General features: G+C 52.0%; 19 protein-coding genes, 1 other RNA gene and 1 pseudogene. 13 read left to right on the top strand and 8 right to left on the bottom strand.

Annotated elements, in window-relative coordinates:
• Positions 1-224 precede the first annotated feature (224 nt).
• The 5 genes from MFFC18_RS16160 to MFFC18_RS16140 all read left to right on the top strand — a co-directional run bounded on the left by MFFC18_RS16160 (position 225) and on the right by MFFC18_RS16140 (position 5,148).
• Positions 225-1,394, top strand: a complete 1,170-nt coding sequence (locus tag MFFC18_RS16160; protein WP_148618924.1) for a hypothetical protein — start codon at positions 225-227, stop codon at positions 1,392-1,394.
• A 119-nt stretch (positions 1,395-1,513) separates the two neighbouring features.
• Positions 1,514-2,347 (top strand): DUF2071 domain-containing protein, encoded by an 834-nt coding sequence (locus MFFC18_RS16155; protein ID WP_075086326.1) that lies wholly within the window; start codon positions 1,514-1,516, stop codon positions 2,345-2,347.
• 76 nt (positions 2,348-2,423) lie between these two features.
• Positions 2,424-3,386: a hypothetical protein gene (locus MFFC18_RS16150; RefSeq protein ID WP_148618923.1), complete on the top strand. Its 963-nt coding sequence runs from the start codon at positions 2,424-2,426 to the stop codon at positions 3,384-3,386.
• Between the two features lie 296 nt (positions 3,387-3,682).
• Positions 3,683-4,096: a hypothetical protein gene (locus tag MFFC18_RS16145; protein ID WP_202907593.1), complete on the top strand. Its 414-nt coding sequence runs from the start codon at positions 3,683-3,685 to the stop codon at positions 4,094-4,096.
• Positions 4,093-5,148: a wax synthase family protein gene (locus MFFC18_RS16140; protein ID WP_084417416.1), complete on the top strand. Its 1,056-nt coding sequence runs from the start codon at positions 4,093-4,095 to the stop codon at positions 5,146-5,148. Before MFFC18_RS16145 ends, MFFC18_RS16140 begins: the two co-directional genes overlap by 4 nt.
• A gap of 101 nt (positions 5,149-5,249) precedes the next feature.
• Here the strand turns inward: MFFC18_RS16140 and MFFC18_RS16135 are convergent, their stop codons facing one another.
• Together MFFC18_RS16135 and MFFC18_RS16130 are read right to left on the bottom strand one after the other, a co-directional pair.
• Positions 5,250-7,229 (bottom strand): TRAP transporter permease, encoded by a 1,980-nt coding sequence (locus tag MFFC18_RS16135; protein ID WP_075086330.1) that lies wholly within the window; start codon positions 7,227-7,229, stop codon positions 5,250-5,252.
• A gap of 164 nt (positions 7,230-7,393) precedes the next feature.
• Complete coding sequence (locus MFFC18_RS16130; protein WP_157665255.1) at positions 7,394-8,413, bottom strand: TAXI family TRAP transporter solute-binding subunit; 1,020 nt, start codon at positions 8,411-8,413, stop codon at positions 7,394-7,396.
• A 185-nt stretch (positions 8,414-8,598) separates the two neighbouring features.
• Here MFFC18_RS16130 and MFFC18_RS16125 point away from each other — a divergent pair, with 185 nt between their 5' ends.
• Entirely contained in the window at positions 8,599-9,432 is an 834-nt protein-coding gene (locus tag MFFC18_RS16125; protein ID WP_075086332.1) for a hypothetical protein, read from the top strand.
• Positions 9,433-9,511: 79 nt separating this feature from the next.
• On the opposite strand, the gene MFFC18_RS16120 is transcribed toward MFFC18_RS16125, so the two are convergent.
• From MFFC18_RS16120 to MFFC18_RS16105, 4 genes are all read right to left on the bottom strand, one after another.
• Positions 9,512-13,819: a M4 family metallopeptidase gene (locus MFFC18_RS16120; RefSeq protein WP_075086333.1), complete on the bottom strand. Its 4,308-nt coding sequence runs from the start codon at positions 13,817-13,819 to the stop codon at positions 9,512-9,514.
• Between the two features lie 305 nt (positions 13,820-14,124).
• Entirely contained in the window at positions 14,125-14,913 is a 789-nt protein-coding gene (locus MFFC18_RS16115) for a hypothetical protein (protein WP_148618922.1), read from the bottom strand.
• 363 nt (positions 14,914-15,276) lie between these two features.
• Positions 15,277-15,638: RNase P RNA component class A (gene rnpB / locus MFFC18_RS16110), an RNA gene on the bottom strand.
• A 320-nt stretch (positions 15,639-15,958) separates the two neighbouring features.
• Positions 15,959-17,188, bottom strand: a complete 1,230-nt coding sequence (locus MFFC18_RS16105) for an ISL3 family transposase (RefSeq protein WP_148618921.1) — start codon at positions 17,186-17,188, stop codon at positions 15,959-15,961.
• 167 nt (positions 17,189-17,355) lie between these two features.
• On the opposite strand from MFFC18_RS16105, the gene MFFC18_RS16100 reads away from it, so the two are divergent.
• The gene (locus tag MFFC18_RS16100; RefSeq protein ID WP_157665224.1) at positions 17,356-17,979 is read left to right on the top strand and encodes a DUF1573 domain-containing protein; all 624 of its coding nucleotides are present in this window, start codon (positions 17,356-17,358) and stop codon (positions 17,977-17,979) included.
• Here the strand turns inward: MFFC18_RS16100 and MFFC18_RS16095 are convergent.
• On the bottom strand, positions 17,954-18,733 hold the full coding sequence (locus tag MFFC18_RS16095) for an IS5 family transposase (RefSeq protein WP_068267841.1): 780 nt from the start codon (positions 18,731-18,733) through the stop codon (positions 17,954-17,956). The genes MFFC18_RS16100 and MFFC18_RS16095 overlap by 26 nt on opposite strands.
• A gap of 92 nt (positions 18,734-18,825) precedes the next feature.
• On the opposite strand from MFFC18_RS16095, the gene MFFC18_RS16090 reads away from it, so the two are divergent.
• From MFFC18_RS16090 to MFFC18_RS16065, 6 genes and pseudogenes are all read left to right on the top strand, one after another.
• Entirely contained in the window at positions 18,826-19,392 is a 567-nt protein-coding gene (locus tag MFFC18_RS16090; RefSeq protein ID WP_075086133.1) for a hypothetical protein, read from the top strand.
• A gap of 66 nt (positions 19,393-19,458) precedes the next feature.
• Entirely contained in the window at positions 19,459-20,688 is a 1,230-nt protein-coding gene (locus MFFC18_RS16085) for an ISL3 family transposase (RefSeq protein ID WP_148618919.1), read from the top strand.
• A gap of 37 nt (positions 20,689-20,725) precedes the next feature.
• Positions 20,726-21,250: a hypothetical protein gene (locus MFFC18_RS16080; protein ID WP_148618918.1), complete on the top strand. Its 525-nt coding sequence runs from the start codon at positions 20,726-20,728 to the stop codon at positions 21,248-21,250.
• A 202-nt stretch (positions 21,251-21,452) separates the two neighbouring features.
• The gene (locus MFFC18_RS16075) at positions 21,453-22,520 is read left to right on the top strand and encodes a hypothetical protein (protein WP_075081995.1); all 1,068 of its coding nucleotides are present in this window, start codon (positions 21,453-21,455) and stop codon (positions 22,518-22,520) included.
• Between the two features lie 301 nt (positions 22,521-22,821).
• Positions 22,822-23,277, top strand: coding sequence for a hypothetical protein (locus MFFC18_RS16070; protein ID WP_075081997.1), 456 nt, complete (start codon positions 22,822-22,824; stop codon positions 23,275-23,277).
• Positions 23,278-23,292: 15 nt separating this feature from the next.
• Positions 23,293-24,039, top strand: a pseudogene (locus MFFC18_RS16065) (IS4 family transposase); the annotation flags it as partial.
• 207 nt (positions 24,040-24,246) lie between these two features.
• Here the strand turns inward: MFFC18_RS16065 and MFFC18_RS16060 are convergent.
• Positions 24,247-24,726, bottom strand: coding sequence for a hypothetical protein (locus MFFC18_RS16060; RefSeq protein WP_075081999.1), 480 nt, complete (start codon positions 24,724-24,726; stop codon positions 24,247-24,249).
• Positions 24,727-24,796: the final 70 nt, after the last annotated feature.

The following is a 24,796-nucleotide window of genomic DNA, read 5'->3' as shown; positions in this document are numbered from 1 at the left end:
GCGATTTCCAGATTGAGGCCAGTCTTTGTGTCAGAAGCGGCGTTTTGGTGCTTTGGATCGTAAGTCGCACTCTGGCAACCGGCACTGCTGCAGCTATTCGATTATGGTGGCGTAACGCGTCCATCTGGTAAACTGGTCGGATGCATAGAAACTTCACGATCCAAATCCGTTTTGCTTTTGCGATCTTGTTCGCACAGTCGTTGTCACCATTCGGCGCATCGCAATTGACGGCCCAGACCGACGACGATGTTTCCGTTAGTCAGTACATCGAAAGGCTGGCTGATCCTGACCCGGAAGTCCGCGATCGAGCTGAGACCAAAATTTTGGCGCTCGGCGACGCGGCTCTGCCGTTGGTCAAAGCTGCACTTGAAAGTAGCAACCTCGAGATTCACAGTCGGTGCCGGAACCTGCTCGAACGCATGGAGATCGATCGCCGCAAACGGCTTGCGAAATCGTTCCTTCAGGCGGATGCCGGAAAGGAGTCTTTCGCGCATTTCAGGGCTTGGCCGAAGTTCAACAAGTTCGTCAACGGCTCGGACAGTGATGGCTCGAACATTCTCAGCCGCAAGTTGTTTCTGAAGATGTGCCTGGAACTGCCGCTGGCCTTCGAAGACTATGATTTCAAATCCGAACAATCCGGCACGGCGCTCAAGCAGGCTGCCCGACTTACGCTCATTCCGGACAGACATCCTGGAGTTGCGTCAGAGGTTTTGTTGATCGGATATTTGTTTCTCGCCGACCATGCGAATCGAATCCACGCAGAGGAGTTGAGACCGAACGGCGAGCGCTCTTTGTTTAGCGACGTTGAAGTTCTGGAAGCCGTTAATTTCATTTCCAGTTCGGAGCACGCACAAGCGATACGACGAAGCGAGTTTCGTGAAGTGCTTGATCGAGCCATTGCCGATTGGATACGGTCCGAAGAAACAAATGAAAGAATCTCGGGACGCTCTCGGGTCAAATTGATCTTCGTGACCTGCAACCCCTATCTGATCGACGACGAAGTAAACCGTTATGACGCGCTTAAAGCATCGGAAAAGCTTGGCTTGATCGATATCGTCGCCAAGTCTTCGAAAGGCAAAACCGGCGTCGAGTTTGCTCGCTGTGCCCATTGGTTGAAACTGCCGCTTGATGACGAGAGCGTCGCGATTTCGTCTCGATTGCGCCGGCGACCGGCAGAGAAAGTTGAGATCAGCGTGCAGATGCTTGCTCAGGCCGTTCTGGCAGGCTTGCTCAACGAAGACTTGCCAGTTGAAGAACAGATCCAGGTTGAAAATGTCTTTGGAATCTATCCGCTCTCTGGAGCCGGGTTTTCGATCATCAAGAGCGAAACGGAAACCGAGAGGTTTTTACAGCTAGTTCGTGTTCGCTTGCGGCAATCCAAGGCTGTAGAATAAAGAAGTCAATCTTTCCGAACAGATCTTCTCAGGATTGACTGGAACAGGCGCAACAGGACCGAGGTATGAACGTTAAGGAAATGAGTATGTAGCTTCCTATCCACTTGAAGGGATGAGTGATGCAGTCCACCAACCACGGGCAGACCGACGCGGTCAATTCCGCTTCCGCGTCGCGACTGTCGAGACGCTCCCATCGTGTTGATTCAGATTCAACGATCGCGGTTCCACCAAATTCCGCACGGGCCAATTTTACGGCTCGATTTTCTGAGATGGTGCTTATCAATTTCGAAGCCGACAAACGGCTGTTGAAGAAGATTGTTCCCAAAGGTCTTGAGCCTGATCTATACCAGGGCTCTGCCCACATCAGTCTGGTTGCGAAAAGGATTCGTAACCTGAAGTGCTGCGGGTTTCCCATCAGCCGAGACTTTGCGTCTGTCGGGCTGCAGCTGTATGTTCGCGAACCGCATCTGGGCAGTTATCGCTACGGGACTTTTTTCCTGAAGCATTATGTCCAGCGGTCGATTGCGGCGTGGATTATGAGTCGCCTGACGCAGAGCGAAGTTTTGCAGATGCCGATGAAACTGCAGACCAGCAAGCTTCCCGTCAACCGTCCGCCGGACATTGAGTACCAATGGAAAGTACGAGACCGCTGGAACGATATTCGTATCCGGGGCCGCAGTCGAGTCAAAGACATCCGTCCCGGCAGCAAGATCGAGTTTATCCTGCGGCATGCGGACCGCTACGTTGTCAATGAAAAAGGAGTCTGGCGATCCGAGCTGACAACGCCCGAATGGGTGATCTGGGACGTGGCTCAGGCAAAATTTGATTGCGACGTCGAGCGGCTTTTTGGATCCCAGTTTGTAAAAGCGATGTCACATCGTCCGGCTTCGGTGTTCCTGTCCCGCGGGAACGAAGTCTCGCTTTCCAGGCCCGAGTTGGTTGAACCTGTCTGAACTTGAAACAAATGGTATAGTTTTGGGTACGCAATAATGTTGCTGATTCCAATCCCTTCAAACCATGGTTTCATTCATGTTCAAGAACTCTTTTTCTTACATCGGCTTTATGGCTTCGCTGATGGCAGCTTTTTTCGTTAGCGGTCTGATTGCCAACGGCCAACAAGAGACGACAAAGCAGAAGAAAGAGACCTCGAAGAAAACAGTCCAGGAAGAGAATTCGCCAAACGCGAGGTTCCTGCGAATCCGACGTGACCACAAAGGCCGTCCGGTTGCCATGGAGACCAGCGTCGTTCGCTATCAGACGAAAAACGAGGACGGCGAAACGGTAATCGTTGACTTGATCGGCGCCGTTCATGTCGGCGAAAAGTCTTACTACGAAACGCTAAACAATCAGTTCGAGCAATACGAATCATTGCTGTATGAGTTGGTGGCGCCCGAAGGAACTGTGATCCCCAAGGGAGGGCGTGTCGACGATGAGAGCATTTCTCTCAATCCGGTCGGCGGAATCCAGAAAGGTTTGAAGAATCTGTTGGATCTTGAGTTCCAGCTTGAGAAAATTGACTACACCAAGGGCAACTTCGTGCACGCGGATATGACGCCGACCGAGTTTGGCGAGAGCATGAAAAGCAATGAGGAGAGCATCGGCGGCTACGCTCTCAAGGCGATGGGACAGAGCATGGCGATGCAGGCATCTGGCAAAGACACCGGAACGGCTGGAATGATCATGGCTCTTTTTTCAAGTGATAAATCGCTTCGCATGCGTCGCGTGATGGCTCAGCAAATGATCGACATGGAAGCTGGCTTGGCGATGTTTGAAGGAAAAGACGGTTCGACGATCATCAACCACCGCAACGCGAAATGCATGGAAGTCCTTAAGGAGGAGCTTGCCAGCGGTAAAAAGAAGATCGCGATCTTCTACGGCGCCGGGCATCTGGCTGACATGGAGAAACGTTTGATCAGCGATTTTCAAATGAATGTCGGCGGGCAAAAGTGGATTCCCGCTTGGACGCTTACCAAACGCAAGTACGAACGATAAACCGTGAACGGTGTTTGGGCAGTCAAGCAAGCCTGCAAATACTGGTTCGCTTGGCATTGTCTCCTTTTTCTTCACGCGTCACGAAAACTTCGGCGAATGCTCTCAACTCCTTGCGCGGATTTCGAACATGGAATGCTGCCGAGCGAATGAAAATGGATGGAGAAGTGGTTGAGCGAGCCTGGCCTGCAATCGAAACGCGAAAGAGTTCCCGCGTTGCGAGTGACTTGAGGTTAGCCGTTGCAAAGTTCCACGGTTAGATCACCGAACTCAGCCTTCGCACGACAAGGATTCCAGCCGTGAATCGAATTATCTTTATCGCTGGGGCGTTGCAACTGGTTTTGGTGATTGGCAGTCTCGCGATTCCTCGCGTCCTCAATTGGTCTGACGACACCGCGAAGTTGCGGCCTCTGACTCGTCAAGTGTTCTGGACTTACGCCGGATACATTTGGGCGACCAATCTCTCCTTTGCATTGATCTCAATGCTTTCGCCAGCGAGCCTGATGGACGGATCGTTTTTGGCTTCGGCCGTCACGATCTACATTACTCTCTATTGGGCTGCACGCGTTGCGATTCAGTTTTTCTACTTTGATCGCAGTGACGCACCAAAAGGCATTCAGTACGATGTGGCTGAGTGGGCGTTGGTGGCTTTGTTCGTTGCCCTGACAGCAATCTATGGTTGGGCATTTTTGCTGAATCAAGCGGGGGCGTGAACTTGTGCGCTTTACTGCTGAGCCACGCATCTGGCTATCACTTTCATAATCCTGGCTTGATTGTTGGCGTCATGTTGTTGATCGGCGTGATCCCATTTGTGGGTTACGCGATTGTTGGGATCAGAAGTTTGCGAATGGCTCGAATGTTGGCCTGGCTGCTGACGATCGCTTCGGTCGCAAGCGTCGAAAGACTTCTCATCGACGAGCCAGCTGGACTGCGGATGGTGCTAATCATCGTGGCGCTGCTGTGGGCGATGAAGGCAGTTGTCGGAGTTGAAAGCCTGAATAGAAAACCTTCGCTGCCGTTGGGAAACTGGCTGGCCTTTGTTTTACTTTGGTTCGGCATGCGGCCCAAGCTGTTTATGAAGTTTTCAAACCAGCCGCGAACCGATTGGGGAACTTACGTTCTTCGGGGGGTGAATCGAATTGGCTTAGGCGTGGCCTTAATCGCAATAGCGATCTTTCTGGTCTTTGAATGGATCGGAAAGGATTCCTCTGTGGTGCCGTTTTGGAGGCTTTGGGTCGCCACGGCCTTCCTGATGCCCGGGCTCAGCCTGCTGATGCACTTTGGATTGTTCAATCTGTTGGTTGGTTTTTGGCGCAGGTTTTCAATTAACTGCACGCCTCTTTTTCGCGCACCGTTGCTGTCGACAAGTCTGACAGAATTTTGGGGGAAGCGTTGGAACCTGGCATTTTCAGAGATGACGGCTGTTTCGGTGTTTCGGCCGATCAAAGCGCGGCTGCGCAATTCAGAAATTGGGGTCCACGTCGCCACAGCGTCAGCGTTCCTGTTTTCTGGGCTGTTGCACGAACTGGCAATCAGCGTCCCTGTTCAGGCTGGTTTCGGATTGCCGCTGTTGTACTTCCTGTTGCACGGTATCGGCATGGTTGCCGAAAACATGTTCGACCGGTTTGGTATCGAAATTCTAAACCGACCGTGGATCGGAAGTCTGTGGACGTGGGCATGGGTAATGATCCCAATTCCAATTCTATTCCACCGTCCGTTCCTGGAAGGCTGCGTATGGCCGTTAATTGGGATCGGCGTCCGGTAGTGCAGAATCGGACCAGACCAATCAAGCCAAAGTTTACTTTGCTTCACCGATGCCGTTCATATTGTCATCGGCCCTGAGGCTCAATGCACAGGCGACTTGTTTTAGCTTCGGGCCGCGGCGTCGGGTGCCGTTTCCACAGGCGGCTTCAGTTTTGCGTTGACCAGAATCAGCCCGACAATTGAAGCTGCCGCAATCAGTTGAATGGCCAGTTGGATTCCCTCGCAGCGAGTAAAGAAGACTGCCAGGCTCAGCACCAGCAGCACAACTCGAAAGCTCCATCCGATCCGCTTCATCGCAAATCCTGCGATCGACGCGGCCAGGCCAACAATTCCGACCAAAGTAACTGCCACAGTCGCGGCGACCATCAACGGGCTCGCTGCCGTGTTTTCCACCGTCAGCATTAGCAGTTCTGGCTTGAGCACGAAAGCGAACGGCAGAGCGAATCCGACCAAAGCGAATCGAAACGCGGCGAACGCTGTCCCCATCACGTCGCCTTTGGATATCGCCGCGGCGGCATAGGCGGCAAGCGCAACCGGGGGCGTGACCATCGACATCATGCCAAAGTAGAAAATGAAAAGGTGAGCCGCCAATGGAGGCGTGTTGAGCGTCGTCAGAACTTCTCCCACCAGCAACGCCATCAGCAAATAGCAAACCGCTGACGGTAGACCCATGCCCAGAATGATTGTGGAAACCATCAGCAACAGTAACGCCAGAATTTCGCTGTCATTGGCCAGACCCTGAATCGTTGCCGGCAGCCTCGCCCCAAGCCCCGTCAATTCAACGACGCCCAGAATGATCCCGACGCAAGACGCCGCAACGATCAGCGTCATACCGCCCTTGCCCGCATCGATCAGGGCGCGGCCGAGCTTTCCAAAATCCAGGCGGGTCGACTTGTGTGGCAAACTCAAAAAGATTATCGAAACCAGGCTGACGCTCACGGCTTTAAAGACTGTCGTTTTGCCCCACAGCAACATCACGATCAGGATGATGAACGCGCCGAAGAACACGAAGCCCTGATAATTCGAATAGGTCTCTGAGGATTTGCCTTCCTTGGCGTCCGACAGCTCCGGATCCGCCGTCGCGTTGATTCGCTTGGCGTGAAAATGAACCGTCAACAGCAACGCCGTGTAATACAGAATCGCCGGGATCAGAGCCGCTTTCAGAATGTCGAACAACTGGACCGCCGGCGTCACCGTTTCCAACATCATGTAAGCTCCCGCACCCATGATCGGCGGCATCAGAGCACCACCGGAACTGGCCGCGGCTTCGATTCCACCTGCCGTATTGGAATCGAATCCGGAACTCTTCATCAAAGGAATTGTGAACGTCCCCGTCGTCGCCGTGTTGGCTACCGCGCTGCCAGAAAGCGAACCCATCAATCCGCTGCTCACAACGGCAACCTTGGCGGGACTGCCGGAGCTGTTCTTAAACAGCCGGCGCGCGAATCGAATGACATAGCCCGTCGCACCGGTTTGCTCCAGCAACGTGCCAAACAGTACGAACAGAAACACGTACAAAAACATGACCCTCAGAGCAATTCCAAACACTCCGCCGGACTGCAGGAACGAAGCCTGTGAAATTTCAGCCCACGAGGATCCGACATGGGGAAACAACCAGTCCGGCATGCTTTGGCCGTAAATCGCGTACGTGATAAAGACACCGCACAGGATTGGCAACGTCCAGCCGATGATGCGCCGAGTGGCCTCGAGGACCAACAGCATCCCAATGCCGGCAAACACAAAGTCAATCGATTTCTCGTTGCCCGCGCGGTCACCCAGTTGAACGCCGTCGATCCAGAACGGCTCGCACCATTTGCTGGTTTGCGAAAATACATAGCCAAACACAACGATCGTCGCCACGATCAGCAACCCGTCCACGATCTTCAATGGCAAAGTGCCGTCGAAACGTTTGATGGCGGGACGGGACAGAAAAACCAGCACCAGGCCCAGCATTCCGAACACTGCAAGGCTGGCGTGTTGCTCAAATAGCGTCGTGTTGACGCCAACCAGAACGAAAATGCACAGAGCGATTGCACAGGCGCCGAACAGGACCCGTCCGGGCTGTTTCAATAAGTCATTCATCCAGGGTCAGGCTTTCAGGTTTCGGTCGGTTCGTTTGCGGGCGCCCTAGTCGAAGTCGATGTTCAACGTTGAGCTCAACTGAGTCTGAACCCGCACCGGATACAAGGGTTTCGCAGGAATGCTTGACCATCGCCAACCGGGTGCAGGTTCAAAACGCTCCGTGACTACTCTGCAGGCCAAATGCCGATCTCTTTGTAAAACTTGATGGCACCAGGATGGAATGGAGTTCCCGTATTTCGTGCCGCGTTCTTTTCGTTGATCGCTTTGGCAGCAGGATGCTTCTCCGCGACCTTGGCACGGTTTTCGTACATCAGTTTCGTAAAGTCATACACGAGATCTTCGTCAACGTTTGCGTGTGTGACCAACTGCATGTTGCCAACATTGAGTCCGATAAAGTCTTCGTTCAGGTCGGAATAGGCATCGGCTTTGACCGGAACCGCCGCGTAGAAGGGGTAAGCCTTCAGTTTTTCCGGTGCGTCGTCATCGAGTTTCACAAACACGATGTCCTGAGTCGAGCAAAGCTGCGTCACTGCGGGAATTGGAATGGCTCCACCCATAAACGCAGCATCCGCTTTCTTGTCAGCGATCATGTCGCCCGCTTCCAGGTAGTTGCCTGGGAGCACGGTCATGTCTTCGTAGGTCAAACCGTGGGCTTCGAAAAGCGGTTTGAGGAAATAGTCAAATCCGGCTCCAGCAGGACCAAGCACAACGCGTTTCCCTTTCAGGTCGGCGATCGTCTTGATTCCGGTGGCTTCAGTAGTCACAAACACACCCACATTCGGAGCGATCGTTGCGACGGTTCGGATTTCGTGTGGCGTCTCCCAGGCTCCTTCGCCCTTGACGGCGAAATAGGAGATCGCTGCGTTGGCCATGCCAAACTGGATGTCGCCGTCCTGAAGTTTGCGGATGTTTTCCTGAGTGCCCTTCGTTTTCTTCGGCGTGACCACCCAGTCGCGGTCTCCCTTGTTCGCATCGACAACTCCGGCGATGGCATTGCCGACCGGAGCAAAGGCGCCTCCCGATGGAGCGGTGCCAAGCGTAATGAATTGCCGACCGCCGGTGCTGTTTTCGTCACCATCGCCAGCGGCTTTGGGGTTGCTGTCGCATCCGGAAAAAGAAACGGCAACCAATGCCGCAACTGTGAGCCCTTTTACAAAATTCCAGGGAGTGTTTTTTCCTTGCATCAGGAGGTCCTTCGTTAATCGATATGCAAATGATCCGCGGCCGTAAAAGCCTTCGGTGAAGCCGTTTTTTTCAAGTCCGACATCATACCACGAAAATGCGTGCTTTTTCTCGCCTGGCGATTTTTGCCAATAAGCAACAGCCCCTGCCGAATACCTGGTAAATAACACATTGGAAGGAAGGAAAGATGAATAAAAAAGCTCAAGGTAACCCGGTTTCGGCTCGCAAGCCGATCGTGCTTTACGATCACTTGCCGGGCATTCTCGCAGGCTATCCTGCGGTCCTGTTTTCGGTGCTTGGGGTTGTTTCATTCTGGTCAGGAGTGGATCCACACATGATGTTCTGGATCGGACTCAGCATCATGCTGGTCTGGTACGTGGCGTTCAGGTTCAATATGCCCAAGAGCAAGTTCTGGATGTTGTTCGGTTTACTGGGAACGTTTATCGGAATCCCGGTGGTGCTGGAGATGACCGGAATTATCCGGCCGTTCTACTGGCTGGGAATGTTGCTGGGTAGCATGACGCCAGCGGTCAATACGGGAGCCTGGTTTGTGATGGCGATGGTTTTCGCCGTCATCTGGATCGGCAATTTCGTGTGGAGCCGTACGCACCTCAAGGTGACGATCGACGAGTCCGGACTGACGCTGAACCGGCTTGGCGGAAAAGGCGAACGTTTCGAACTGATCGGACTGAAAACCGAGAACGAACCGCTCGACTATCTGGAACTGTTTCTCTGCGGCGTCGGCTCTCTGTCGCTTAAGACGCGGATGAACAAGCCAATCTTCAAGATGCACCGTGTCGTCGGATTGTACCGCACGCCATGGTTCCCGTTCTTCAAGAGCAAGCTTTCCCGGATCGAAGAGATGCTTAGCTATCAGGGTAAGGTCTACGCGGTTGATTCAGACCGACTCGATGCGGCCGAGCAAGCCGATTCCGGTGATGCGGACTTCGACGACGAACTTTTCGACGAATCGGTCAGCGACTTTCAGGACTTTGATGCTCCAGAAGCCGCGACTCGATAGACTGCAGAACGCACCAGCAATTTAGCCCGGCGATTGATCTCGCTCGGGCTTTTTTTAATTCGTTCAGTTTCAGCGACGCCTACACCCAGGACAGTGACTCGCCGTAGTTCTGTCGGAACTTGAGCAAGTCGAAGATGTTGACCGTTCCGTCGCCGTTGCTGTCGAATCGCTCATCGAATCCAAGGCTGCCATCTGAAAGTTGATACGTTTGACGGAAGCCAAGTAGATCAAATACGTTGACGTTGCGGTTGCCATCGGCATCGCCGTAAAAGCGATAAAAGTTGTCGGATTCCTGGTCGCCAAACGTGTAGTCGCTGCCCGGCACGGAGCCCCCGAGCAACGAACCGTTGACCGTCAGTTCGTAGTTTCCGTCAACAAGCGATCCGCCAGTTTCGACCAGGGCACCGGAAAATGTTACCGTGACGTTGGAAACGCCAGAGGAGTTGTCGATCGTCCAGTCCAGGTCCACCGTCTGAAGAGTATCGCGATGCGTTAGCGTCAGCGCGTCTGTCTGCAGGTCGACCACGCCGTCGAAGCTCAGCGTCAACTGATCGATGACCGAGCGGCTGTCGGTTCCGTCTCCGATGACCAGGTCCGTGACCGAGATTTGCTTTGCGACGTCGACGGACAGAAGGTACTCGCCTTCGCTGCTGTTGGCGAAGACATGGATCAGGAATGTTCCAGAAATCTCAGCCGTATGTTCAAGTTGATCCGAGACGGTTGTGATCGAGGTGCCGTTAGGATCGATCAGCTCGACTCGCAATTGGCTCGATGCCTGATCGAGTCCATTGTCAAACAGGTACGGACCGGCTCCGGGCAAGTAAGCGTCGATCGAGAGAATCTCTCCGGCCAACAGGTCAACGGAATAGTAATCGGTATCCGGCGCCGCGGTGGAAAATGTCAGGTTGTCGAGAGGCGTGATATCTCCTCCGACTCCCGCAGCAACGACGTAGGCGATCTCGGAAGTCCCTCTTGAGATCGTAAGCGTTTCAAAATCTCCCGACGCGACCGCACCGCTAACGACTTCTTCCAGAAGATTGCCAGACGAATCAAATGCTCTCAGGAATGCGATGTCTGAAGCATCGTCCGATCCAACATCGATCGAAACTGTCGATTGCAAGTAGTTGAAATCAGCTCGAAGCTCGTCGTCGAACTCGCGGAATCCGTTGGCTCCTGTTTCGGAAGCTCCAAACACCCTCTGCCCCGTTGGAGCCGAGAATGCGGTCGCTGACGGTGAATAGATTCCTCCGCCGGTGACCGGATTCGACAAGGTTACGCCGGCGAAGAAGTTGTCAATCTGCTCACCGATAGTGGCCGAATCCGGATCTGCGGCTAGAGACGTGATGTCGGAAACAAATCCAAGAACGCTGTTGTGATTGTCGACCGAGATTGGATTTCCGACGTCGTTTGGCTCAACGTCCAAGGCAGTGCCTCGCGTGACCAGCAAGTTGTAATTGATGCCGGACGAACCATCGACTCGGACGTAAAACGTGCCGCCGGTCCCATCAGAAAAGTCTGAAATGACGCTGCGGAAGTTGTTCGAGGTGACTCCTGACTGCAGTAATTCTCCAGCCGCATTATAAAGGCCAACCGAAACGTCTCCGATTCCAAGCACCGGGTTCGCCGTGATGTTCGCGACCTCGTTTGCTTCCAATTCAAATTTGAACCAGTCCTCCGAAGAGCCTTCTGGCCGGATCGTAATTGAGTCGTAGGCTCGACCGTCGGAAGGGTTGGACCAGTTGTCATACTGTTGGAACTTGATCTTGAAATCATTCCCCAATGCAATGCCCGCATCGGCGGCCAGCGTCTGCAAATCGAACGAAACAGCCGTGTATTGACCGTCGTTTGCATTGTCGGTGTTGGTCAGGATCGTGTGCCAGTTGACACCATCGGCGCTGATCGCAACTCCATCGCCATCGGAGCTGCCAGAGAACTGATCTGGCAAGGCGTCCGTTTCGTCCGACCACTCAGCGTGAGCGAATGTGAGGACGGAATTGACTGCCGGATCCAGGTCGACCGTCAGAACGGCTTCATTGAGGTTGTAAAGATCGTTCGCGTCAACATCCATCAACAGCGTGAACTCGCCATCGGCCGCATCAACAGAATTCACCACCTGGACTCGTCCCAAACCAGACGTCGAATTCGTAGCCCAGTTGGAACCCAGCGAACCCGATTCGAATCCATCGGCAAACACCGGAGTTTGCCCTTCCAGAACCGCCGACACCGCCAGGCGGTCGACCGATGATTCGGGTCCGAAGGCAACGTCGTTCGAATCCAAAGATTCGGCTGATGCAAGCGTGTTGTTGCTGACGCCGGTATGCGATTCGGTTTCAACTCCGGAGTTCAGAATTGCCGTAGCATCAAAGTCACCAGCACCATTGGCGATAATCGTCACCTGCCAGGTTCCCGCCGAATCGACGATTACGTTTTGCAACAGTGCTGAAGTGCCCGAGTCCGTGCCGACGAGGCTGCCCGAAGGGTCGCGAAGCTCAACGGTTGGAGTCAGTCCACTGGTGCCCAACACCTGGACTGAAATTTTCTGGTCGGCATCGAGATCAACATCAATCGTGGTAAACTCCCCGTCACTGAGCGATCCAGAGAGCGAGCCCTGGTAGATTCCGGAACCAAGTGATTTGGCTGATGCGAAGCTGAACTGCGGCGGCGCGGGAGCGTAAACTCCAACAGCATCCCACGCATCGGCGGTCGCGACGTACTGCGTCGAGCCGAAGCCAAACAGATCGGCCGCGGCCTGCAGGGCTCCTTCACGAGCTTCGGCATAAGTCGAATTCTGATTCAGATAGACCGAGAGATTTCGATAGGCGATCTCGCCAGCTTCTTCAATTCCGATTCCCGTGACGTCGTAAGCGTCTCCGTTGTCATTGGTACCGTTTTCACCCACGGTCAAAATGTAGAACCACTTGTTCTGAACGCCCGAGTTGATGTGAACACCACCGTTGTCCCCGGTTCCCGTGTACCAGGAATTTCCGAGATACGTATCCGGATCACCGTACTGGTTGGGGTTGGCCATGTTTCTCAACGCGCCGCTGCCGCCAATGCCAATGTCGTCGCCCATCAACCAGTCGTTACTGCCGAGCGCAAAGTTTTCAATCGCTTCGCCGAAGATGTCCGAAAACGATTCGTTCAGTGCACCGGATTCGTTCTGGTAGATCAGCCCCGCAGAGTTGCCGGTTACGCCGTGAGCGACTTCATGTCCGACGATGTCCAGTGACACCAGCGGCCCATAATTTACTCCATCGCCGTCCCCATAGGTCATCCGTGATCCGTCCCAGAAAGCATTGACATAGTCCGTGCTGTAACTGACATACGATCGCAGTGTCGCACCGTTTCCGTCGTAGGAGTCACGGCCGTGTTCATCCTGAAAATATTGCAGCGTTTTCTCGGCGCCAAAATGCGCTTGAACTCCAGTGCGAACATCGGTGGACGTAAAACTGGTGGTCGAGCTGTTGATGTCCGAAGCGGCGGTGTAGCTCGTCCCGTTGTTCAGGTCGTAAGTTTCGACTCCGTTTGTTTCCTGACGCAGTCGATATTCGGTTCCCGATTCTTCAGCGAGGAAGTCCACCGTGCCGTCGTAGAGACTCGTTCCGTCGGCCGCGACATCAGCGTGATGGATCTGGTTGTGTGTTTCCAGAATCTCACCCGAACCGGCATCGACGAAAATGTGCTGCCGTGACAAAGGAGCCGTCGCATAGACGTCGAACATCCACGTCAGCTCAAGATTTCCGTCAGCGGTTGGCAAATAGATCAGCTCGCCTTCAGGAGGTTGGTCCGAATAGATCTCATGGTCGTGAGCACTGTGGAACGCATGAACGCTTTCCCGACTGGCAACGCAGGCGTCGCAATTGCATTCACCGTCGCCGTCGCAGGACTGTTCGCTGGAATCTGTCTCGTGTTGAAGAGACTCCCACATGTAGATGTCCGCGTCGACGAAATCCAGAGCCGCCGAAAGCGCCTTGCCTTCTCCCAGCGAATTGGTGTCATCAACTTGGTCGAAATCCAGAAACGCGCCGCTGACGCTGACCACGGTTTTATCTTTGATGTGAACCGTATAAGTCGCACCTTCGATTGGAACGCCGTCGCGATACTGTTGGTGTTTCAGATGCGCAAATCCAAGCTGGTCACGATTCAAACTGGTTCGAAGAAAATAGTCTTCCTGTTGCACGTCGACCACATTTCGCAGCACGTCGAAGCGTTCTTGCATCGGAACGGGATCAGCCAGCGTGCGAATCATTCCGGTGTCGTCTGAAAATTGAAACTCGCTTGCGATCAGGTCTGCGGCGAGCAGCTTGCGAGGTTCGAGTGCTTCGTAGCTGAAGCTGAAAGAAGTGCGATTTTTCCGTACCGAGTCCGACTGCCGACGATTCGTCATTCCATATCCTTATCAGGTTGGGGAGGTAGTAAACGGCATCCTTTTCGGATGCATTTCGGTGGGAGACACCGGCCTAAAGGTCCGACGTCGCGGCTTCATCATACAAAGGATTCCCCTGGAGTTCGAGCAGAGGTTGGGCGTGACTTCGAATTTGAAGCGGTTTTACAAGGCTTCAACTGGTTGACGAATCGCGGTCTTTGCAAAACCAGCCAAATCAAGGGAGTTTCGTTGGCCTCGAGCGCGAGACGCTGCGAATGCTATTTTGTTTGAAGATAAACCAGGCCCACAGTTGCCCCGCTTTTTTATTAAGCATGAACGGCAGGTGATCGATCGGGGGCGGCTCGCACCAGTCGATAGCCAAGCATCCGGACAAGTATCATCACAACGATAGAGACGAACGTTTGAACCACATTGGCGAGCACCAACAAACTGTAGTCGCCACCACCGCCGAACGAACTCATTGAGATCTGTGCAAAAGTTACCAACGCGCACATTCCCACAGACGCGATAAACCAAATCGCTGCCCAACGGTTTGTGAACGCTCCCCACACGACCGGCAATGCGATCAGGGAATTGCCGATCGTCAGATGAGCCGCAAGTTCGAGCTCCATGTTGCCAACGCCCGCTCCGCCTCCCGTAGACAGGTCGATGCGACTGACAAACAACTTGATCAGTGCAATTGAAATGGCAACGATGGTTGTCCAAACAAGAAGCTGTCGCGTTCCAAATTGAAGTTCACTTCGATTGTTGTTTGAAGCCTGCTGATTCCGAGTCGCAACTCGCCATCCAAAAAAACGGGCTGACCAAAGCGGGATTTGGATCAGAACCCACTGGATCAACATGGGAACGGCAATGGCGATCCCGGTGCCATGCCCTCCGCCGTCTCTCCACGCGACACGGTAGAAACAGCCGACGAGCAAGGTGGTTGCCGCGGCTCCCGAACAAAATCGGAACCAAAACGAAGAGCGCCCCATGACCACCCAAACTGCGGACAACAGAAGTTGTGCTGCGATCAGGCCAATGATGCATCCGGCCGCTTCCTCGTCGATTTTGACGCCGAGCGCGGTAACGATACAAACGAGGAGAGTTACCAAGAACTGTCCGGTCAGGATGATTCTCGCTGCTCTCACCATGTCGAATCCTTTGCTGCAACTACGATCTGCGATCTGTTGTCCCGGGTCGCAGGATTTTCACTTTCTCAACTTGCATGTGATCAACAAGGCTTTCACCCGATAGCAACGGAACTCCTGAAAATGGTACCGCAAACGCCAGGCACTGTTTGACAAATTGATTTTCATGTCGTCAACGCGGTCAATCATGAGCGGTGAGGCTCTAGCCGCCGGTAAAAAGCGCAACGGACCGGCGGCTAGCGCCCTGCCGCTCACTTTTGCCAAACAGTGCCTGGCCGGTTTTGAAACTGCCGGTTGACAATCGATTAATTCGAAAACGGAAAATGTAAAAAGTGCTGGTCGGTAAGCCGGGTTTTGTCGTGGATGATCATTTATCTAGGCGAGCCATTGCTGACACGCTCAAGCAGCCTACCCGAAAGTCATAACGCGGCGGGCCGCCACTGCTTTCTGTTTGGCCTTGCTTCGGGTGGGGTTTACCAAGCCGCCGAAGTCACCAACGGCGCTGGTGAGCTCTTACCTCACCGTTTCACCCTTGCCACGCAAGCGACGTATCGCTCCGTTCGGCGGTTTGCTTTCTGTGGCACTGTCCCTGATCTCTCGACCGGTCGGCGTTACCGACCACCCTGCCCTGCGAAGCCCGGACTTTCCTCTCGCGAAAAAAATTCGCCAGCGATCACCTGACCAGCGGAGTCAGTTTAGGTCTCAACGGTGGTCCAGGGTAGGGAGGAAATTGGTTCAGGGGTTCGCTTGGAGGTCTTGGCACGAACCCCGGCGTGCGCATTGATTACAATCAAGCGGTCGAAACTGTGATCAATTGTGCGCGTTCCGGACACTTGCAAAGAAAGACGATCGTTGGACATGCCAAACGATCGAATCAGGCGTCTGGAGAAAACCCGGTTCAGCAGTCGGTGCTGATTCCCGGACATCCCCTTTGTTTGAGCCGAAAGTCGACTAGGCGCCGCGTCGAAGATAGGCCAAGCGGTTGTATAAAAAGGTCCATCGCGGATCTCTATGGGTCGAGGTCGAGTCCACCGCAGTAAAAGAAGATCGCTGTTTTGTAGTTTTGCCTGTTTCTGTAGCCGCCAACTCGTCGCTTGATCGATTGAATCTTGCTGTTGATTCCTTCGGCAACTCCGTTTGATATTCCACTGAAGGTGCAGTAGCTGACGACGTTGTCGATGCGAGTTTTGATCGTGCGTGCGACCTTCTTCATTGGCTCCAGCCGAGTGTGAATCACCTTGCGGTACCACCACCTGAAAAACTCTTTCGCCTCCTTGGCGGTGTCGTGATGCCAAAGATCGCGAAGCATCTCTTTGTAAGTCCATGCCTTGCCAGTTTCGAGTTTGAAAGAAAACAACGCATCAAGACGCTGCTGGCTTGATTCCTTGAGGTTGTCATAGTTCTTCAGAAACAGGTAACGAGTCCCTGTTAGCGTGTCGTCACCTTCGCTGCGGAGACGCTTGTTCTCTTGCTTGCGAACCTTGTCTACCGCTTCGTTGACCAGCTTCATCACATAAAAACGGTCGTGCACAATCTTTGTTTCTGCCAGGGGAATGTTGGACTTTGCAGCGTTCACAAAAGCAGAGCTCATGTCCATCGCGATGGCTTCGACGGTTTCGATTTGACCCGGTAAAAGTTGAGAAAAGCATTCGTTGGCGGCCTCTTTGTTGTGGCCTTCGGAGATCGCTTCAACCGTGCTGTTGTCGAGGTCGTAAATCAGAGTAATGTAGTTCTGCCCTTTCTTGAAAGACTTCTCGTCGATGCCAATGTGAGGCAGTGGACTGGATTGCTTTCGAGCTTGCCCACGCTCGACGGCTCGCTCAAGAATCGTCCAGGTCGCTTCCCAGCCAGTTCGCAGAATCGTGCGAGCGCCTTCGATCGTTTGTGTTGCCTTGAGCAAGCGGATCGCAAAGGCCTCGAACATCAACGTGAAGCGACTGTTGGGACTGGACCAGGGAACTTGAACCAGTTTCACGCCGTGTTCGGGACAATCCACTCGGGGGATCGAAGCTTCCAGCATCGTCTTGAATTGGCAGCTGTCCAAGTGACGCCAGCGACGCGATGGAGAATGGTCATAGCAGCTCAATTTCTGATCGCACTGAGGGCAGCAGAACTTCGTGCCTTGTGCGTGACGCACACTAACGACGATCTCCCCAAGTTCCATGTTCAGATCAACGTTCGATACTTCCCAAGGCGTCCCAATGCCAAGGATCTGTTGATAAAGTTCGGTGTCTTGCATCGTGGTTCTCCTTCTCGGAGAATTTTACAGGACCCACAAAATTCCGCGATGGACCGTTTTCTGCATATGTCATTGTGATAGAATTGACATCAGACCGCAATTCTGAATCGTCTTACTCAAGAAATTCAAGCTAACAATTAGAGGTTGCTGTGTGGCGAAACATTTGCTTGTTCATTCTTACCGTCTGCCTTACATGTGTTCATTCACGTTTGGCAATTGCTCAAAAACCAGCGGGAGTAGCGACAGGTGAAATTAAGGCTCAACAACCAGAAATTGTATCTGTTGAAGCTGAATTGAAGTTTTCCGACACGTCAAACACACGAACTTGCCGAATCGAGTTGGGTCAGTTGCAGCAGGGAAACAACGTACTGGCACGGATTACATTAATCAACAATTCGAACAAGCCAGTAGAATTGGGCAAAAATTCATCTCATTGCGACTGCATTGAACTAGTAACAACAGCCACCAGCGTTGCCGCGAATTCAAAGGAACAGCTCTTACTGCACTTAAAGGTACCCAACGCATGTCGTACTCCTCGCGTTAACCTTCCGGTCATAATTAGGACTGCTAACGGACTTGGAAATTCCATCGAACTGGATGTAAATTATGATGTGGCTGGCTTGCTTGCAGTTCCAGATGATTACCAACTACTCGAAATCGACAAAGGCCTAAATTCGATCGCGATACCGTTGATTTTTTCCAACCCCATTCAATTGAAGCACCTCGAAATCCAACCTCCTTCTTCGCTTAGAGGGTGTTTTAAAATTATTTTTCCAGCCTGTTTAGCATGAATTGAATCATTGCGATTCGTATGACAGTTTCGCTGTTTTGAGTCAGTCTTTCATAGTCCTTTGAGAGCCTTCTGAATTTTCCAAGCCATGCGAAAGTCCGTTCAACGATCCATCGCTTGGGTAAGACAACGAACCCTTCGGCTTCGACCGGACGCTTAACGGTTTGCAAGATGACACGATACCATTGCTTCAGGAACTCCGGCAAATCAGCCCGCCCGTAAATCGAGTCCGCGAAGATGACTCGAAGCCGACGAAACTTCTGTCTGATGTTTTCAAGAACAAGATGTGCACCTTCGTAGTCTTGTAGATCGGCCGAGTGGACAACAACGACCATCACAAGCCCCAACGTATCCACCAGGATGTGACGCTTTCGTCCGGTAATTCGTTTCGCCGCGTCATACCCGCGTAATTCTCCTCCTTCAGCACTGCGAATGCTTTGCGAATCAATGATGGCTGCTGTTGGCGTTGGCTTCCTGCCTTCTTTGCGGCGTACCTTTTCGCGAAGACGATCGTGAATGCGTTGCCATGTCCCATCAATACGCCAAGCTCGATAAACTCCATAAACCGTGTTCCAATTCGGAAAGCAGTCCGGAAGCAACCGCCACTGGCAGCCCGTTCGACACCAATACAATATCGCATCGACAATTTGACGCCGATCGATTCGTTTGCGGCCGCGAAGTTTTGCTGGCGGAATCAGACGACGAAGCAATCGCCATTGATCATCACTGAGACTGCTGGGATACTCAATACTCATCGCTACGGCTCCTTCCGTTTACGGTTTAAATGCAAACGGGGCTGTAGCGATTTTTTCAACTCAGAGCAATTTCAAAACACCTTCTTAGAGATTTGGTCTTCCAATTTGATTCAAAAGACGAAAAGCACTACGTTGTAGCGACTGGCGATCGAAAAGCGGTCGAAAAAGGATCTATCAGCGGTGAAGTAGTTCTGCACGATCGGGTTTCGGGCCGAGTAACAGGTTTCGTTTTGACTGCAAGAGTTGCGAACTCTCTTAAACTGAGTCCGCGAAAAATAGTCTTTAAACCTAACGCAACGGAAGTAAAAAACAAAAATTTCACGGCAACGGCAGTTATACGACTACCAAAGGAAAAACCGGATCAAGCTGTGAACGTCAACGACAAAGAAAATGTGAACAGTCCATACAAATCGGTACTGGAATCGAAAGCGACTTCAACCATTATTTTCACAGCAATGATCGGAGACAAACCAGTCAAAGTCGAAGCCAGAGAACTGGGAACAGACAGTCGAATTTTTCGAGTTAAGATCTCGATTCGCCCCGAACAAATCGACGACGAGTTGCCTAACGTTCTCGACTGGTCGATAATTGACAGTTCAGCATTCCACAAGCTATCATCACAAATAGTAGTTTCAGGTATGACAACACCAAACAACTAGCGCCAAAAATTGGTCCATCGCGGAATTTTGTGGGTCCTGTAAAATTCTCCGAGAAGGAGAACGCAAATGCAAGACACGGAACTTTATCAACAGATCCTTGGCATTGAGACGCCTTGGGAAGTATCGAACGTTGATCTGAACATGGAACTTGGTGAGATCGTCGTTAGTGTGCGTCACGCACGATGCACGAAGTTCTGCTGCCCTCAGTGCGATCGGAAATTGAGTTGCTATGACCATTCTCCATCGCGTCGCTGGCGTCACTTGGACAGCTGTCAATTCAAGACGATGCTGGAGGCTTCGATCCCCCGAGTGGATTGTCCCGAACACGGCGTGAAACAGGTTCAAGTTCCCTGGTCCAGTCCCAACAGTCGCTTCACGTTGATGTTCGAGGCCTTTGCGATCCGCTTGCTCAAGGCAACACAAACGATCGAAGGCGCTCGCACGATTCTGCGAACTGGCTGGGAAGCGACCTGGACGATTCTTGAGCGAGCCGTCGAGCGTGGGCAAGCTCGAAAGCAATCCAGTCCACTGCCTCACATTGGCATCGACGAGAAGTCTTTCAAGAAAGGGCAGAACTACATTACTCTGATTTACGACCTCGACAACAGCACGGTTGAAGCGATCTCCGAAGGCCACAACAAAGAGGCCGCCAACGAATGCTTTTCTCAACTTTTACCGGGTCAAATCGAAACCGTCGAAGCCATCGCGATGGACATGAGCTCTGCTTTTGTGAACGCTGCAAAGTCCAACATTCCCCTGGCAGAAACAAAGATTGTGCACGACCGTTTTTATGTGATGAAGCTGGTCAACGAAGCGGTAGACAAGGTTCGCAAGCAAGAGAACAAGCGTCTCCGCAGCGAAGGTGACGACACGCTAACAGGGACTCGTTACCTGTTTCTGAAGAACTATGACAACCTCAAGGAATCAAGCCAGCAGCGTCTTGATGCGTTGTTTTCTTTCAAACTCGAAACTGGCAAGGCATGGACTTACAAAGAGATGCTTCGCGATCTTTGGCATCACGACACCGCCAAGGAGGCGAAAGAGTTTTTCAGGTGGTGGTACCGCAAGGTGATTCACACTCGGCTGGAGCCAATGAAGAAGGTCGCACGCACGATCAAAACTCGCATCGACAACGTCGTCAGCTACTGCACCTTCAGTGGAATATCAAACGGAGTTGCCGAAGGAATCAACAGCAAGATTCAATCGATCAAGCGACGAGTTGGCGGCTACAGAAACAGGCAAAACTACAAAACAGCGATCTTCTTTTACTGCGGTGGACTCGACCTCGACCCATAGAGATCCGCGGTGGACCCAAAATTTCAGGAGATTGCCCATGCGTATTCCTAGCTTTCTATTTTTTACTGTATTGTTTGCTTTGTTTTCCAATGCGACTGCATTCGGGCAACTTCCAATAAAACCGTGCCTTATAACAGAGCCTGTAGATTGCCCCGCTGACTGGGCAGTATTTTTTTGTACCGATGCAAGTTGCGAACTGTTAACCCAAGACCCTTTTTCAGTTTTGACCGAAGATAACTGGAATGAATTGAATCCAAATCCAACGGCGAATTGCGCGGTTTCGCACGACCGAATTCCAACTTTCGCGTCTTACAATGAGCTTCGTCCATGGATGGCAGCTCTGGATACTGACGCAGTGGGAAACATCACCAGATATGGGCTTCGAAACTGGGACACGCACAATGTTGTTTGCGCATACGATTTTCCTTGCGCGTGTGAAGATGGATTTGATCCACTGGTGGGCGCATCCTGCGTTGTTGGCGACGGCGATCCTGATGCTATGAAAAACAGAACCTCTGGTGAAATTCCTATCGCACCGCAAATTTGCCCTGAAACCACCTAAAGATTTTCCGTTAAAAAATCAATCTTTCACGATTTCTTGCTGTTTGCCAAACCTAGATTTTCGGGGCTAAACTTAACAAGCTTCAATTTTCCCGAGAAAAGTAATCCTGCGAGCGATCAAACAAACGCCGCTATTTTCCAGGAAAATCTAGCTCTCCACAAAGATACGCGATGGACCAATAAATTGCATTTGGATATGTCCCATGAGCTGGTTACTTAAATTTTCGATTTCATCTCTGCTTGTTATTTTCACCGTGCCTTTTTCGCAAAGCATGTCGGTAGGGCAAGTTACGTCAGAATTCACCATCGAAGATCGGTTAAACGCAGCGAGCCTGTTTGAGGGTACTTTTTCCAATGCTCTTTCTATTCAGCGGGGCGACTTCTTGTTGAGAGTCACCAAACGGTTTGATTCAACAAAAATGGTGACACCGACAGACACATTGATCGTGGAAGACGAAAAGTACTTTCGAGTTCGCTTTGACCACATAAGTCAGCAGACCCTAGCCGTCAGACTATATAAGAATTCACTTTTACACGAACCTCTCAACAATGAATCTGAACTGAGTTTCGACGAAGGACAAAGTGCTGCAGGATTGCTTTTCAACGGTGATCAAATGTTCACTCGACGTTTGCCGGACAAGCTTGTCAAACTTCAAGAAGATGCTCCCCGAGCCAAGATATTGTCGATGATTGGTATTCCGGAAATCCGCGCTGTCGGAATGGTAACTTTTGGAGGCACAGGGCAATTTGCCCAAGCTGAGAATGCAATTGAACGACTTGGTTCAGGAGATTCCATCTCTGGCCTTTCCAAGTTGATCAATGGCAAACAAACGATCGAGCTAGAAGTTTCCAGAGCTGAAATGAAACAAACGTTCGCGATGGTCTTCCGAATGGACGCGGAGAGAATGCTTCCTTTGCAAAGGGAAATATTACTGAAGACAAAGACTAAACGATCGATGATCTCTGAAGAAAAGATTGATTGGGTGGAACGAGATGGAGTTTACCTTCCGTCGAAAATTTTAAAAAGAAACAACAGTCAAAAAGTACATAAAGGCATGACCTATTTTTCCGTCGTCGACACTACTGCTGCTTTGCATTGGTTCTCGGTAAACAAGCCATTCAAGGCTGATGCGTATGACAAAAGTTATCTGGAAGACACTGACAAAATGATGAAGTTGGTTGACGTTGTAGCATCCAAAGCGACAACTTTGCTTGAAGCTGACAAATCCAAAGAGAACGAGAATAAAAACACTGCGTCTTCACCAGAATAATGAAGTGCTGCCCTGCTTTCGACCGACGAGTCAAGCACAGAGTGACAAGGCGTCCATTGGCAAGATAGTCTTGAAAAATAAACACATCCCCCAACTAAAAATGATTTCATGCGTCATTTGACTATTAGCAATGGGCAAATTTAAGGGGTCAGGCTCAATAGTGTTCGGCACGAGGATTGCGTTGATTGATTCTTGTATCGCGAAAAAGGACTTTGCTGCAAAGGTTGCAGCCGCGATTTGAAAGAACTGCCGGCACACCATGTAAGAAGGTGAAAAAGGTAGCACGACGGAATGAATTTTCGTGGCCAACGCCTCGCCCAAAATCAAAGCCAGCGACATCAAAGGGCTGAAGCACTTCAGCAAGATCAGGACGCTGTTGGAAAAGTTGCACCAAACCGGTTGTCAACGCGATCGCGCCAATAATCGCTCGCTTCACTTTGACGAGTATTGCCTTGGCGTTCTCCTCTACCTGTTCAATCCCACCATCACCTCGCTGCGTGGAATTCAACAAGCCAGCAACCTGCGAAACGTCCGCAAGAAACTTGGGCTCAAGCGAGTTTCTCTCGGCTCGCTGAGCGAATCAGTTGCCGTGTTCGATCCCCATCCGCTGAAGGAAATTGCCAGCCAGCTTGCAACGCAAGTTCCTGCACAAAACGGTGGTGAGTTTTCCCAAATCGGTCAGACGATCACCGCCGTCGATGGTTCGGTGTTTGACACGGTTTCGCGTGTCGCCGAACTTGCATGGGTTCCTTTATAGGACGGGAAACGAAAGCATGCCTACCGACTGCATGCTCAGTTTGAAATTCTCCGGGGCGTTCCTTCGCGTATTGACGTTACTTCGGCCAACCCGAAAGGAAAAGCCGACGAACGTGCAGTGTTAGAAAGCACTCTCGAATCGGATCGATGCTATGTGATTGATCGCGGCTATGCCAAATTCCTGTTGTGGAATCAGATTTCGGCTATTGGAAGCAGCTACGTCAACCGTATCCGTGACAATTCGGCATGGGAAACTGTCGAGTCGCGTGAGCTAACCGAAGCGGATCTTGAAGAAGGCGTCTTGAGTGACCAGATCGTGACGATGGGCAAGTCCAGCAAGTCAGGTGTTTCCCCCGACCATCCGATCCGGATCATCGAAGTCCGCAGCACCCCGCACGTCAGTCGTGGCAAGTATCGCGGCGGAAGCACGGGGCATCCATCCGACGGCAGGATGCGAATCGCAACCAACATTCTGGACGTTCCTGCCGAGCTGATCAGCAAACTCTACCGCTTGCGTTGGATGATCGAATTGTTTTTTCGGATGTTCAAAGGGCTGCTTGGCTGTAGCCACTTGCTCAGCACAAAGCAAAACGGTGTCGAGATCCAAACCTACATGGCAATCATTGCCTGTCTGCTGATTCTGATTTACACCGGCGGCAGCCCGACCAAGCGGACTTACGAGAGGATCTGTCTCTATCTTCAGGGCTGGGCAGAGTTGGACGAACTGGAAGCCCACATCGCAAGCTTGAAAAAAGCCAACTGAGCTCGCGTGACGATTCCACGTTGCTTGACGAGCTGTTCGATGCTGCGCTGACCCGACATCCGAGCCTCCTTAAAAACAGGAGAAACGTCCAAAGTTGTCGGAACATTCAATAATCGCCCGGCAAAGCCTGATGCTCAACTTTCGTGCCGAACACTATTGCATGCGTACTGTTCTTTTTCCAAGCCACCTCCATTCGTTCTCGCGGCACTAGCGACCCATGCCTGCTACTGTGCTAATCATCTTGACGATTGAGCTGCTTTCCTTGGGCTTGACCACCACGCGGTCACCGTCGAGCAACGCATAGTCCTGTTCAGGTTTTGGACCCCCAAGTCGCGTTTCGTAGTTGACCGGCATTCGCAAGCCACGGCTCTTGCCCTGGTGTTCGACGACTCGCAAAATCTCGACGTCCATCGCACGATGTTTTTTGATCGCTCCGGCATTGGTGAGGGCGTCGGAGACCGTGGTCGATCCGTCGAGCGTGCCTTTGTATTGTTTGGGAGCACCAAAGTTCGAATGCATTTCGACCGTGTACGAGCCGTTGGGACTCGAAACCGCTGCGGGCTCGACTGGCAACGCGTTGCCGGTTATCGAAGTCATCGTCGAACAGCCTGTCGACATGGCGCAGATCGAAGCGATCGCAAGAAACAGTGTGCTGGAAATGTGGCGTCGTGAATGTGACTGGTTCATCAGGCTACCCATCAAAATCCTTGCGCGGATTGCCCGCGCCGATGAAACCCCCTTCGTTCCCAATCCTCAT

Source organism: Mariniblastus fucicola (assembly GCF_008087665.1).
In the GTDB taxonomy this organism is placed as follows: domain Bacteria; phylum Planctomycetota; class Planctomycetia; order Pirellulales; family Pirellulaceae; genus Mariniblastus; species Mariniblastus fucicola.
This window is presented reverse-complemented; position numbering and strand designations above follow the sequence as displayed.